Raw genomic sequence first — 12,579 nt, 5'->3', positions numbered from 1 at the left:
TTTCCTAGACAAACGGTTACCACGAAGGCGTTTAGTGGCCGCCGGAGATCGGTACGCGGCGACACGGATGGCGGCGCAGAGCGGCCGCGCTCCGCCGAACCGGAGCGTGCATGCCGGGATTACGGTGCGTTACTTGATGTAATCGAACAGCGACAGGCTGGAGAGTTTGCTGAAGCTCGCCTGTGTCGCCGACAGCTGCGTCATCATCTGCTGCAGCTGGACGATCGCATCGGTGACGTCGACGTCCTGCAACTTGGAGCGCAGATCGGCGCGATCGGTGTTGGCGGTGGTCTGCAGTTGCTGTTGCAGATCGATGCGGGCGCCGCGCGCGCCGACCGACGCCTGAACGTTGGCGACCTGATCGATCGACGCCTTGATGTCGTCGAGCCCTTGCGAGACCGCCGTCGAAACGTCGCCACCGGCGTTGAGCGCCGTGGCAAGCTGACTGAGCGCGGTCAGCGCGTCCTTGCCGTTGCCGATATTGAAGATGCGCGACGCACTTTCCGTCGCTTGTACCGTCTGACCATCGGCGATCGGCACCTCCGACACGTTGGTCGTGGCATAGGTGAAGGTGCCGTCGCCGTTGTCCTTGACCGCCGGCGTCCCTTCCGGCGTACCGAACAGCGGCTGGCCACGGACGTTGGTGCTGTTGGCGAGGCCGGTGATCGCACCGATGATCGATTGCAGTTCGGTGCCGATTATCTTGCGCGTCGCGTCGGTCTGCGTGCCATTGGCGGCCTGAGTCGCAAGTTCGGTGGCGCGGGTCAGCTGATCGTTGATCTGCTTGAGCACGCTGTCCGCCTGGTCGAGCAGCGAACTCGCCATGGTCATGTTGTTGCCGTAGACCGTCGCATCCGCATCCTTGCGGTCGAGTTCGGCGAGCTGTGCGGACGCGTTGGGGTCGTCCGAGGCGCGCTGAATCTTCTTGCCGGTCGCGATCTGCGTCTGCAGCACCGCGGCGCGATCGTTCATCTTCGACAGGCGGCTCGCCGCATTGTCGTAGAACATGCTGGTGGAGATCTGCATGGCGCGGCCTACCGGATGTCGAGGATGGACTGCATGGTTTCGCGCGCGACCTGGATCACACGGCTGGATGCGGCATAAGCCTGCTGGAAGCGCATCAGGTCGACCGCCTCGGAGTCGAGGTTGACGCCGGTCGAGGTGGACAGCGCGGTCGCCGCCCCGTCGCGGATCGCGGTCTGCGCATCGGCGATCGTGGACTTCTGCTTATAGGCCGTGCCGTTGTCGGTGATCATGCCGGACAGCGTCGATTCGAACGCCTTGCCCTGACGCGATTGTTCCAGAATGCTGAGGTTGCTCGAATCGCGCTTGCCGCCGCCGGGCGCCGCCGCCGCGATCTTGCTGCCATCGGTGAAGCCCGCCGCGAGCGTGATATCGGTCGGCGTGCTGCCGACCGCGAAGATCGCGGTGCCCTGGACCCCGTTCTGATCCTCGCCCGCCGCCTGATTGTCGTTGACCGTTTTCACGAAGCTGCTGGTCAGGCCGTTTAGCGCGTCGCGGTTGGCGGCGACGCGCTGCGCGCCGTCGGTGATGCCGGCGATCGTGCCGCCGTTCGGCGTCAGCTGGGTCGCAATGCCGTCGACGATCTGCGAGAAGGTCGCCTGGCCATTGTCGTCGCGTTCATAGCTGACGATGCCGGAGCTATTGCCCTTCACGAACGGCGCGCCGCTCGATTGCGCCAGCGTGACGGTGGAGCGGCCGAGGGAATCGAAGCTGACCGACAGGTCGACCTGTTCGCTCATCTTGGTCAGGATCTGGTCGCGCTGATCCATCAGCTGCGCGGCGGCGGTGCTGCCCGGCGCGGCACGCCCAAGACCGTCGTTGATCCCGGCCAGCGAGGTACCGAGCGACGACAGGTCGGTCGCGGCCTGGCGGCCCGCGGTGTCGAGATCGGTATCGATCTGATCGAAGGCCTGGCCGGTCGCGCTGAACGACACCGCCAGCGTGTTGGCGGCGCTGTACATGCTGGTACGTAGCGCGCTCGAATCGGGTTCCGCGGCCAGCGACTGCGATGCCGCGAAGAAGGAGGTCATCCGCGACGTCAGCGCGTTGCCGGTCAGCGCGCCGTCGATCCGGTCGAGCCAGGTCGCGCCCTTGGTGGTGCGGCTGAGATCGGACGTCGAGGCCCGCAGCGCGGCGGTGGAATAGGTATCGCTGGACCGCGCGATGCCGGTCAGCGTGACGCCATTGCCCGCGCCATATTGATTGACCGAGCCACTGCCGCCCGGAACCTCGGCAACCTGCACGGCGCGACGGGTATAGCCCGTCGTTCCCACGTTGGCGATATTCTCGCCGACGGTGGCTAGCGCGGTCTGGTACGCGCGGACGCCCGAGGCGCCGATGGCGAGCAGGTCGCTCATGATGTCGGCGGGTCTGCCGCCGAACCGTTAAGATCCGATTGCGACTTGGCGAGGAAAGAGGTCATCGCCTTGCCGATACCGATCGGCGTATGCTCGGCCATCGTCTGCGCCAGACGCTGATCCTGCATGTCGGTAAAGGTGTCGATCGCTTTCGAATCGAACAACGGTTCGGCGAGATGGGTCTGGCGCATGCTCTTCAGCATCATGCCGGTGAACACCGCCTCGAACTTCTCGCCCGCCTTCTTGAGATTGTCGGCGTTCTTCAGCCGCGACGTGTCGGTCGACAGGCCACCCGCGGTCGACTGGAGCGCCTGCGGCGCGGCGGCGAGCGGCGTCGTCACAGGACGACGAGCTCCGCCTTGAGGCTGCCCGCCTCCTTGAGCGCCTCGAGGATCGCGACCAGATCCGCCGGCGAGGCGCCGATCGCGTTCACCGCCTTGACGACATCGGCCAGCTTGGGCCCGGGATTCAGAAGGAACATCGGCTTCTTCTCTTCCTCGACGGCGACGTTGGAGCGTTGCTGCACCGCGGTCTGGCCCTGGCTGAACGGCGCCGGCTGGCTGATCCGTTGGTTCTCGTCGATGCGCACGGTCAGCTTGCCGTGCGTCACCGCGGCCGGACCCACCCTGACCGCAGAGGATATAACGACCGTTCCGGTGCGCGCATTTACAATTACTTTTGCGGGCGGCTCGGCGGAGACGACGTCGAGGTTCTCGATCGTCGACATCAATGTCGCGCGCACGTCCGCCCCCTGCGGCGCGCGCACCGCCACCGACACCGCGTCGACCGCCTGGGCGGTGCCGAAGCCGAGCGTCTTGTTGATCGCGGCGGCGACGTTCTGGGCGGTGGTGAAATCGGCGCGCTGGAGGTTGAAGGTCAGCGTCGGCGCGGTGTCGAAGCCGGTCTGCACCGCGCGTTCGACGGTGGCGCCCTCCGGAATACGACCGGTCGAGGGCACGTTGACGACGATCCGCGATCCGTCCGCCCCCTCCGCCCCGAGGCCGCCGACGGCAAGATTACCTTGCGCCATCGCATAGATCTGATTGTCGGCGCCGAGCAGCGGGGTCAGCACCAGGCTGCCGCCGCGCAGCGACTTGGCCTTGCCCATCGAGGCAACGGTGATGTCGAGGCGCTGGCCGGGCTTGGCGAACGGCGGCAGTTCGGCGGTGATCATCACCACCGCGGCGTTCTTCATTCCCGGATTGGCGCCCGGCGGCAGCTGCAGCCCGAAGCGCGAGGCGACCGCCTTCAGCGACTGGACGGTATATTCGAGATTGTCGTCGCCCGTGCCGGGCAGGCCGACGACCACGCCATAGCCGGTCAGCTGGTTCGAACGGATGCCCTGGAAGCCGCCGAGATCCTTGATCCGGTCGGCATGGGCAGGTGCGGTCGCGACGAACAGCGACAGCAGGCCGAGGAAGAGCGCACGCAAGGTCATGTCGAAGATCCTGCCACCGCCATGGTTACCGAACCGCTAACCATGGCGCGGAGAGGGTTAGAACGGGCTGATCACGGAGAAGAAGCGGCTCAGCCAGCCCTGCCGGCTGGCGCGGGCGACATCGCCCTTGCCGGTGTAGGCGATCTGCGCATCGGCGACGCGGGTCGAGGGCACGCGGTTTTCCGCATCGACGTCGGCAGCGCGGACGATGCCCTTGATGCGGACGAATTCGTCGCCGCGGTTGAGCGTGACGCGCTTCTGCCCCTGCACCAGCATCGTGCCGTTCGGATAGACCTGCGCCACCGTCACCGAAATCTCGCCCGACAGCGAATTGGCCTGATCGGCGGCCCCCTTGCCGTCGAAACTGCGCGCACCGCTGGCCGACACGTCGCTGTTCTTGAACAGGCTGAGCGGACCGGTGGCGGGCGGCGTGACGCTGCCCGAGCCGGACGAATCAAGCTTCGAACTCGCCGACTTCGACGCGGCGGTGCGCTCGACCAGCACGATGGTCAGCGGGTCGCCGACCTTGCGCGCGCGCCAGCCCTCGTAAAGGGCGGCATAGCCGTCGCCGGCCTGGAAGATGGCGCCGTTGGCGGGTGCGGCGACCGGCTGCGCCACCGGCGCGCGGGTGACGCTGAAATCCTCCGGCGGCGTCTTCTTGCCGAAGATGCCGGCCTGCGCGTCACCGGGGGCAAGCGCGGCAAGGACGAGCAGCCCGGACGCCGCGGCGAGCGCGAGTTCGGCCCAATAGGCGCCGAGGCGGAACGGGGTGGGAGCGCGGGAAGCCATGGGTCGGATACCGATCAGAGGTTCTGGTTGACGTATTTGAGCATGTCGTCGGTCGCCGAGATCATCTTGGAATTGACCTCATAGGCGCGCTGCGTCTCGATCATGTCGACGAGTTCCTCGACGACGTTGACGTTGGACGCCTCGAGATTGCCCTGGCGGATGTTGCCGCGGCCGTCCTGGCCGGCGATCCCCATGTTGGCCGCGCCGGACGAGGCGGTTTCGCGCAGGTAATTGTCGCCGACCGACTGCAGGCCGGTGGGATTGGGGAAGCTGGCGATCTGGATCTGGCCGAGGTTGGTCGCATCGGTCTGGCCCGGCACCTGGGCGGTGACGGTGCCGTCGGTGCCGATCGACACCGATGTGGCATTGGCCGGAATGGTGATGCCGGGCATCACCTGATAGCCTTCGGACGTGATCAGCTGGCCTTCGGGGCTGCGCGCGAAATTGCCGGCGCGGGTGTAGCCGAGATTGCCGCCGGGCAGCTGGATCTGGAAATAGCCGTCGCCGTCGAGCGCGAGGTCGAAGCTGTTGCCGGTCTGCTGCAGCGACCCCTGCGTGTCGATGCGCGCCGTGCCCTGGATGCGCACGCCGGTGCCGAGGTTGAGACCGGTGGCATATTTGGTGTCGGCGGTCGACGACGCGCCGGGCGCGGTGATCGTCTGATAGGCGAGCGTTTCGAACGCGGCGCGGTCCTTCTTGAACCCCGTCGTCGAAACGTTGGCGAGATTGTTCGAGATGACGCGCATGCGCGTGTCCTGGGCGTCGAGCCCGGTACGCGCGATATGCATGGCTGCGGATGACATGCTCTTCTTCCCTTAGCTCGGCAGACGCATCACTGAGGTGCTGCTCTCGTCCATGTCCTTGGCCGATTTCATGAGGTTGGCCTGCACCTCGTAGCTGCGCTGATTCTCGATCATGTCGACCAGCGCCTGCGTCATGTTGACGTTGGAGCCTTCCAGCGCGCCGCCCTGCACCTTGGCGTCGAGATTGGCCGGCAGGGTGCCGCCGCCGCGCACGCGCAGCAGATTGTCGAGCCCCTTGACCGTATCCGCGCCCTTGGTGCTGGCGAGTTTCAGTCGATCGACGATCTGCGGATTCTTGGGATCGCCACCCTGGGGCACGATCGAGATCGTGCCGTCCGGGGCGATCGTCAGGCTGTCGTGCGGCGGGATGGTGATCGGCCCGCCCTGCCCTTGCACGATATAGCCGTCGCCGGTCTGCAGCACGCCGGTCGGCGCGACCTCCAGATCACCGCGGCGGGTATAGGCTTCGCTGCCGTCGGCGGCCTGCACCGCCAGCCAGTCGCTGTTGCCCGATATCGCGACGTCGAGCGCGCGGCCGGTCGACTGGATCGCACCCGGGGTGCGATCCGCGTCGGTGACCTCTTCGCTGGTCGGCATGCGCGCCTCCAGCGTCGACCCGCCGCCCTTGAGCAGAATGCGGTCGAAGACGACGCGATCGGCGCGGAAGCCGGTGGTGGACGCGTTCGCCATATTGTTGGCGATGGCCGCCTGCGCCGCCATGTGCGCCTTGAGGCCCGTCGCCGCGGTATAGACCAGCTTGTCCACTTACCTGCTCCCTGCGCCGTCGCGATCGATCAGCTGCGGATGTTGAAGATGGTCTGCGACACCTGGCTGGCGGTATCGAGCGCCTTGGCATTCGCCTGGAAGTTGCGCTGCGCCGCGATCAGATTGACCAGCTCTTCGGTGATGTCGACGTTCGAGCCCTCGATCGTGCCCGACATCAGCGAACCGAAGCCGTCGGCCGAAGCCGAACCGAGCTTGGCCGCGCCGGACACGCCGGTCGCCGCCCAATAGCTGTTGCCGATCTGGCGCAGGCCGGTCGGGGTCGAGAAGCTCGACAGCGCGACCTTGCCGAGCGGGACGATGTCGCCGTTCGAGAAGCTCGCCTGGATCAGGCCGGCGTCGGTGACGGTGACGCCCGACAGCTGGCCGACCGGCACGCCGTCCTGCGTCTTGGAATTGACCGAGAAGGCCGACGGCAGCTGCGTCGAATTGGCGAGATTGAGCGTCACGCTCTGCGCCGCGGCGCCCGAGGCCGGCACGAACTGGTCGTAGGCGATCGACTTGGCACCGGCGGTGCCGTTGATCGACGCAAGCGCGCCCTTGCTGTCGAAGGTGAGCGTCGCGCAGGGCTTGCCGTTCACGTCCACGTTGCCGCCCGAGCTGAGCGGCTGGTCGCCGACATAGGAATAGACCGACCAGGTGCCGAGCGTGCCGGCGTTGCTGTCGGCATCGGCCGTGCGCACGTAATAGCTGGTCATCGTCTGCGGGTTGCCGTTGGCATCGTAGATGCGCGTCGCGACCGAATTGTTGTAGGTGGTCGGATCGGTGCGGCTGAACGGCTTGGCCGCGGTCGGCGCTTTGGTCGTCGAGGTCGCCGACAGCTGCACCGCCGTCGACACGTTCGACGTGCCCTTGGGCGTGCCGCTGGTCTGCTGGATCTGCAGCTGGGTCAGGCCCGACTGGCTGGTCGAGGTGACGTTGCCGTCGCTGTCGACCGGGTAGACGAGCAGGTACGAGCCCTGCGCATCGACGACGTTGTTGTTCGAATCGACCGAGAAGCTGCCGTTGCGGGTATAGGCGAGCGCGTCGCTGACGCCGGTGGTGCGCAGCGTGAAGAAGCCCTCGCCGACCAGCGCCAGGTCGAGCGCGTTCGACGTGGTGGTGAGGTTGCCTTCCTTGAACTGCTGCGCCGAGCCCTTCACCACGACGCCCGAGCCGACCATCTTGCGCGGGTCGGTCGACACGCTCGACGCGATGATGTCGGCGAATTCGGTACGGCTCTTCTTGAAGCCGGTGGTCGAGACGTTGGCGAGGTTGTGCGAGATGGTGGCCATGTCGGTCTGCGAAGCCTGCAGGCCGGACAAAGAGGTGAAGAAGGACATCGGGTTTACTCCTGAGAGAAGGCTGGCAGGGAGAGAGGGTGGTTCAGGTGGCGGAGCGGACGTCGGCCGGCTTCACGTCGCCGACCCCAACGACCTTGAGCACGGGCGAGCCGCTGGAGGGCAGCGACACCGATTCGACCGGCGCCCAGACCAGGCTGGCCGCGGCGATGTCGGTATTGGCGTTGGCGGCGGCGACGCTGATCGTGAACGGGCCGTTGGTGACGGCATTGCCGTCCTCGTCCTTGCCGTCCCACTGCCAGTTGGCGCTGCCCGCCTTGGTCGCACCGAGCTGCAGCTGGCGGACGGTGCCGCCATTGGCATCGGCGATCGAGACGGTGACCTGCGTCGCGTCCTTGTCGAGCTCGACCGCACCGTCGAGCGATCCGTCGGACCGCGCATAAGCGGTGGTGCCCTGGACCAGCACGGTCTTGCCGACGTAGCTCATCGCGTCGGCGGCGGTGGAGCCGCCGAGCTTGGTGGCGAGATTGGTCAGCGTCGTGTTCATCTGGCTGATGCCGGCGACCGACGAGAATTGCGCCATCTGGGCGACCATCTGCGTGTTGTCGACGGGGCTCAGCGGATCCTGGTTCTTCAGCTGCGCCGTCATCAGCGCGAGGAAGTCGGACTGGTCGAGCGTCGTCTTGTTGCCCGTGGTCGAAACCTTGGGGGTGGTCAGCGATGCGGTGGTGGCGATGCCCATCGAGGCATAGTCGGTGGTGGTGGAGTCTACCATGGTCAGCGGCCCAGCTTGAGGGTGTCGAGCGTGAGCTGCTTGGCAGTGTTCATCACTTCGACGTTGTTTTGGTACGAGCGCGCGGTCTCCATCATGTCGACCAGCTCGCGGGTCTCATCGACGGCGGCCTCGTAGATATTGCCGTCCTTGTCGGCCAAGGGATTGGCCGGGTCGTAGCGCTTGGTGGGCGTTTCACCGGCGGTTACGATCTTCTCGACGTCGACGGTGGCGAGGCCGTTGGCGGCGTCGAAGCTGGTGCGGAACACCGGCTTCATCGTCTTGTAGGCGGCGTCCGCCGAGCCGGCGATGCCACCGACATTGGCGAGGTTCGACGCGGTGGTGTTCATCCGCAGCAGCTGCGCGCTCATCGCGCGGCCGGCGACCTGGAACACGCTCATCGGATTGTCGGCCATCGCCTATTCCCCCTTCAGCGCGCGGGTGATCTGGCCGATCCGCCCGTTCAGGAAGGACAGCGTCGTCTGATATTGGACGGCGTTCTCGGCGAAGGCGGTCTGCTCCTGCGACAGTTCGACGGTGTTGCCGTCCATCGAGGTCTGCAGCGGCACGCGATATTTGGTCGCGGCGCCGATGCCCTGCGCGTCATTGTCGCTCTCGGCCGACGCGAGCGCCGCCTTGAAATCGATGTCGCGCGCCTTGAACCCGGGCGTCGACGCGTTGGCGATGTTCGACGCGAGCACGCCCATGCGCTGCGAACGCACCTCCAGCGCGGCCCCGTGAACTCCGAACAGCGTATCTGCGGCCATCGGCCCTTGATCTCCGGCGCACCATTGCGCTGCCAGTGACTAAGCAACCGTCGTGCCAATTTCGCAGGAACCACGGGAATCGCTTTGTTTTTTGCAGTCGAACCGGCGCGGACGGCAGGCCGGCAAGCGACCGGCAAGGCAGACGGCAAAGCCTTGCCGGTCGGCGGCAAGCCTTGCCGGTCGATCGATCGATCGCTTGCCGGTGCCGCCCTGCGGTGCCGTCTGACCCGGTCCCGTGGTTAATTGGCCCGCCCCTTGCATCATGTGACGCGTCATGATGATCGCCCAATTCCTCGACCCGGTTGCGCTGGCCATCGTCGGCGGTGGCACCGTCGTGGCGACGGCGCTGCGCGTGCCGTTCGCCGACATCGGCCGTGCCGTCGGCGCGTTGCGCACGTTGCTCCGCCGCGACTTCGATGCGGAGCCGCTGCTCGAGCAGATCGCCGCCCAGGATCGGATCGCGCGCCGCCACGGCGTGATGGCGCTCGATCGCTCGGTGATCGCCGACCGCGATGTCGCCGCCGCCGTCGCCGCGATCGTCGACGGTGCCATCCCGCGCGAGGTCGAGGCGCTGCTCCGCCACCGCCGCCAGGCCCGCATCGCCCGCCATGTCGCCGCCGCCGACGTCTGGTCGACCGCAGCGGAGGCAGCCCCGGCGATGGGCATGGTCGGCACGCTGATCGGACTGGCCGGCATGTTCGCGCGCCTGTCCGACCCGCATGCGATCGGCGGCGCGATGGCGATCGCGCTGCTCGCCACCCTATATGGCGCGCTGTTCGCCAATCTGCTGTTCATGCCCTTGTGCCAGCGGCTTCGCGCCGCCGGCCGGGTCGAGGCGTTCGAGCGGGCGCGGCTGGAAGCGCCCTTGGTGGCGCTGGCGCTGCGCGAGACGCCGCGTCACCAGATGCAGAGCGCCGCATGATCCCGGGAGCGATCGACGAATGGCCGGAACCGGCGCCCGCCAAGCCGCTGTGGCTGGTGACGCTGGCCGATCTTGCGCTGCTGCTCGTCGGCTTCTTCGTCCTGCTGCAGGCGAGCCAGCAACCGCGGGCGGTCGCCGCCGCACTCCGAGCCAGCTTCGGCGGCAACGATACGCCCGCCGCGGCGCCGGTGATGGCATCGGGGATCACCGATTTCGCCACGGGCAGCGCGACGCTGCCGCAGGACCCGGCCGCCGTCATCGCCTGGGCCGAGGAGGCGGTGCGCGACCCGCGCGTCGCGCTGACCGTCACCGGCTCGGTCGATGGCAGCACGATCGATGTCGACCCTGTCACCGGCAGTGGCGCGATCCTCGCCGCCGATCGGGCACGGGCGCTGGCCGGCGCGCTCGCCCGTGTCTCGCCCCGCATCACCGTCACCACCGCCGCGCGGCCCGGACGCCGCGCCGCCATCGTCACGCTCGCCTTTGCCGGCGAGCCTGGGAAACAGCCATGATCCTTTCGCTCCTCCTCGCCGCCGGCACCGTCACCAGCTTTCAGGACGTCGCCGGGCTCGACCGCGCGGTCGCCGCCTTCACCAGCCGTCCGATCGGTGCGGAGGGCGGCGCGCGCACCGGCATCGACCCGCGCTTGCGCCTCGCCGCCTGTTCCACCGTGTCGCTGTCCTGGCGGACCGAGGCGCATGACGCAGTGGTGGTGTCGTGCGCCGGCCCCGACTGGCGGATCTTCGTTCCCGTCATCCGCCCGGCCGCCGCGCCGCCGCCGACCGCCACGGCCGCCGTCGTGCCGGTCAAGGCGGAAGCGGTGATCAAGCGCGGCGACCCAGTGGTGATCGAGGCCGGCTCCGACGGCTTCTCGATCAGCCGCGAAGGCGTCGCCATGGCCGACGCGCCGCCCGGCGGCCGGTTCATGGTCAAGGTCGACGATGCCAAGACCCCGGTCCAGGCGATCGCGGTCGCCGGCGGGCGCGCGACCTTGCCCGGATGGGGCGAATGATTTTTTGCTAAACTTGATTCCGCGGCGGCCGTTTATGCCCATGTCAGGCAATCCAGATAGGTGCGGACATGGTGGAATCGATCGGCTCATCGCCGCTGCAAGGAAGTGGAAGCGTTACCCGCGTCACCGCGCCAGCGGCCGCGCCGGCGCCACAGCCCGCACTGCAACAGTCCGGCTCCGAGGCGCAGACTGCGGCGCCCGCGGCACAGCTGAGCGGGCTGGCCAAGACGCTGGCGGCCGAACCGCCGGTCGATGCGGATCGCGTGTCCGAAATCAAGAAGGCCATCCAGAATGGCTCCTTCCCCATCCTGCCGGCGACGATCGCCGACCGGCTCCTGGCGCTCAAGCTGAACTGGGACGGCTATGAAAAGGCGTGACGCCCTGATCCGCGTGATCGACGCGCTGCATGCGGAGATCGCCGCGCTCAAGGCCAATGACGTGGTCGCGCTGGAACGCGCCACCGCCGACAAGCTCGCCGGCATCGACGAGATCGCCGCGCTCGGCACCGGCCCCGCCGGCCCCGAGATCCGCGAGCTCGCCGACGAGGCCAACCGGCTCAACGAGACATGCCGGATCTACGTCAATCTGATGGCGGCAAATGTTCGCCGGCGCCTGCAAATCCTGTCCGGCGACGCCGGCAACGGTGGCCGGCAACGCGTGTTCCAGGCCTACGCCTGACGTCATCCGTTCCCCCCTGCCCTACGGCGGGGGAGGCGCATCCCGATCTGGCACGGTCCTTGCTTTGACATGTCCCGACAACAGGGGTGTGTTTCGACGCGATGACCGTCAATCCGATTACTGCCGGACGAGTCCAGTCCGCCATCGCGCTTGCGAGCAGCAAGACGGGGGTGGATTTCGACTATCTGCTCGGCCAGGCCAAGATCGAAAGCGGGCTGAACGCCAGCGCGCGCGCGGGCACATCGTCCGCCAGCGGCCTGTACCAATTCGTCGAGCAAAGCTGGCTCGCCGTGGTCAAGAAGCACGGCGCGGAGCATGGGCTCGGCTGGGCGGCGGACAGCATCAGCCAGGGCGCGGGCGGCCGCTACACCGTCGGCGACGGCGCGACCCGCCAGGCGATCCTCGGCCTGCGCAACGACCCCACCGCCGCCTCGCTGATGGCGGCCGAACATGCCTCCGACAACAAGGGCGAGCTCGAAGCCTCGCTCGGCCGCACCGCGAACGGCACCGACCTCTACATGGCGCATTTCCTCGGCATCGGCGGCGCCAAGAAGTTCCTCGCCACGATGGCGGCCAATCCCGACACGTCCGCCGCCGCGCTGTTCCCCGCCGCCGCCGCGAGCAATCGCGGCATCTTCTATGCGTCCAACGGCCAGCCGCGCTCGCTGTCGGCGATCTACCAGCGGTTCGCCGACAAGCTCGGCGCCGCGACCGACAGCGCCAACGAGACGCGCGCCGCCAATCTCGCCTTCGCCTCGCAGGCGCTGGGCATGGGGGACGACGCCACCGTCGTCACCGGCAACGGCCAGAGCGCGACCGACGCGCTCGATTGGGCGAAGCAGGCGATGGCGCGGTTCGGCACCGGCAGCACCACGGCGGGGGCCAGCCTGCTGCGACCGACGCCGGACACGGCGCGGCTCGCGTACATGATGCTCGCGAGCATGGGGGGCTGAG

Annotated in this window: 18 protein-coding genes; 6 read left to right on the top strand and 12 right to left on the bottom strand. The window is 67.6% G+C overall.

Annotation, left to right across the window (positions count from 1 at the left end; genetic code table 11):
* Positions 1 to 129: 129 nt before the first annotated feature.
* From flgL to D9601_RS11545, 12 genes are read right to left on the bottom strand one after another with little or no spacing between them, the layout of a single operon-like run.
* Positions 130 to 1,026 (bottom strand): flagellar hook-associated protein FlgL, encoded by an 897-nt coding sequence (flgL, locus tag D9601_RS11600; RefSeq protein WP_198354156.1) that lies wholly within the window; start codon positions 1,024 to 1,026, stop codon positions 130 to 132.
* A gap of 8 nt (positions 1,027 to 1,034) precedes the next feature.
* Positions 1,035 to 2,381: a flagellar hook-associated protein FlgK gene (flgK, locus tag D9601_RS11595; protein WP_198354155.1), complete on the bottom strand. Its 1,347-nt coding sequence runs from the start codon at positions 2,379 to 2,381 to the stop codon at positions 1,035 to 1,037.
* Positions 2,378 to 2,722 carry a rod-binding protein gene (locus D9601_RS11590; protein WP_198354154.1) on the bottom strand — a complete coding sequence of 115 codons (345 nt, stop codon included), beginning with the start codon at positions 2,720 to 2,722 and terminating at the stop codon, positions 2,378 to 2,380. The genes flgK and D9601_RS11590 overlap by 4 nt, the downstream gene beginning before the upstream one ends.
* Complete coding sequence (locus tag D9601_RS11585) at positions 2,719 to 3,819, bottom strand: flagellar basal body P-ring protein FlgI (protein ID WP_198354153.1); 1,101 nt, start codon at positions 3,817 to 3,819, stop codon at positions 2,719 to 2,721. Before D9601_RS11585 ends, D9601_RS11590 begins: the two co-directional genes overlap by 4 nt.
* A gap of 57 nt (positions 3,820 to 3,876) precedes the next feature.
* Positions 3,877 to 4,608, bottom strand: coding sequence for a flagellar basal body L-ring protein FlgH (locus D9601_RS11580; RefSeq protein WP_198354152.1), 732 nt, complete (start codon positions 4,606 to 4,608; stop codon positions 3,877 to 3,879).
* A 14-nt stretch (positions 4,609 to 4,622) separates the two neighbouring features.
* Positions 4,623 to 5,411, bottom strand: a complete 789-nt coding sequence (gene flgG, locus D9601_RS11575) for a flagellar basal-body rod protein FlgG (RefSeq protein WP_198354151.1) — start codon at positions 5,409 to 5,411, stop codon at positions 4,623 to 4,625.
* 12 nt (positions 5,412 to 5,423) lie between these two features.
* A complete protein-coding gene (locus D9601_RS11570) occupies positions 5,424 to 6,176 on the bottom strand; it encodes a flagellar basal body rod protein FlgF (protein WP_198354150.1) in 753 nt (250 codons plus the stop codon).
* Positions 6,177 to 6,205: 29 nt separating this feature from the next.
* Positions 6,206 to 7,516, bottom strand: a complete 1,311-nt coding sequence (locus D9601_RS11565; protein ID WP_198354149.1) for a flagellar hook protein FlgE — start codon at positions 7,514 to 7,516, stop codon at positions 6,206 to 6,208.
* A gap of 43 nt (positions 7,517 to 7,559) precedes the next feature.
* Complete coding sequence (locus tag D9601_RS11560) at positions 7,560 to 8,249, bottom strand: flagellar hook assembly protein FlgD (protein WP_198354148.1); 690 nt, start codon at positions 8,247 to 8,249, stop codon at positions 7,560 to 7,562.
* 2 nt (positions 8,250 to 8,251) lie between these two features.
* Positions 8,252 to 8,662, bottom strand: coding sequence for a flagellar basal body rod protein FlgC (gene flgC, locus D9601_RS11555; protein ID WP_198354147.1), 411 nt, complete (start codon positions 8,660 to 8,662; stop codon positions 8,252 to 8,254).
* A 3-nt stretch (positions 8,663 to 8,665) separates the two neighbouring features.
* Positions 8,666 to 9,013 (bottom strand): flagellar basal body rod protein FlgB, encoded by a 348-nt coding sequence (flgB, locus tag D9601_RS11550; RefSeq protein ID WP_198354146.1) that lies wholly within the window; start codon positions 9,011 to 9,013, stop codon positions 8,666 to 8,668.
* A 39-nt stretch (positions 9,014 to 9,052) separates the two neighbouring features.
* A complete protein-coding gene (locus D9601_RS11545) occupies positions 9,053 to 9,289 on the bottom strand; it encodes a hypothetical protein (RefSeq protein ID WP_198354145.1) in 237 nt (78 codons plus the stop codon).
* On the opposite strand from D9601_RS11545, the gene D9601_RS11540 reads away from it, so the two are divergent.
* From D9601_RS11540 to D9601_RS11515, 6 genes are all read left to right on the top strand, one after another.
* Entirely contained in the window at positions 9,288 to 9,935 is a 648-nt protein-coding gene (locus D9601_RS11540; protein WP_443024732.1) for a motility protein A, read from the top strand. The genes D9601_RS11545 and D9601_RS11540 overlap by 2 nt on opposite strands.
* Entirely contained in the window at positions 9,932 to 10,447 is a 516-nt protein-coding gene (locus D9601_RS11535; protein ID WP_232474057.1) for a flagellar motor protein MotB, read from the top strand. The genes D9601_RS11540 and D9601_RS11535 overlap by 4 nt, the downstream gene beginning before the upstream one ends.
* Positions 10,444 to 10,947 carry a flagella basal body P-ring formation protein FlgA gene (locus tag D9601_RS11530; RefSeq protein ID WP_198354144.1) on the top strand — a complete coding sequence of 168 codons (504 nt, stop codon included), beginning with the start codon at positions 10,444 to 10,446 and terminating at the stop codon, positions 10,945 to 10,947. Before D9601_RS11535 ends, D9601_RS11530 begins: the two co-directional genes overlap by 4 nt.
* A 68-nt stretch (positions 10,948 to 11,015) precedes the next feature.
* Positions 11,016 to 11,324 (top strand): flagellar biosynthesis anti-sigma factor FlgM, encoded by a 309-nt coding sequence (flgM, locus tag D9601_RS11525; protein ID WP_198354143.1) that lies wholly within the window; start codon positions 11,016 to 11,018, stop codon positions 11,322 to 11,324.
* Entirely contained in the window at positions 11,311 to 11,625 is a 315-nt protein-coding gene (locus tag D9601_RS11520; RefSeq protein WP_198354142.1) for a flagellar protein FlgN, read from the top strand. The genes flgM and D9601_RS11520 overlap by 14 nt, the downstream gene beginning before the upstream one ends.
* Positions 11,626 to 11,726: 101 nt before the next feature.
* Positions 11,727 to 12,578 carry a lytic transglycosylase domain-containing protein gene (locus D9601_RS11515; RefSeq protein WP_198354141.1) on the top strand — a complete coding sequence of 284 codons (852 nt, stop codon included), beginning with the start codon at positions 11,727 to 11,729 and terminating at the stop codon, positions 12,576 to 12,578.
* The last annotated feature ends 1 nt before the right edge of the window (position 12,579 follow it).

This window comes from Sphingomonas sp. MA1305, from assembly GCF_016107325.1.
Lineage (GTDB): Bacteria > Pseudomonadota > Alphaproteobacteria > Sphingomonadales > Sphingomonadaceae > Sphingomonas.
This window is presented reverse-complemented; position numbering and strand designations above follow the sequence as displayed.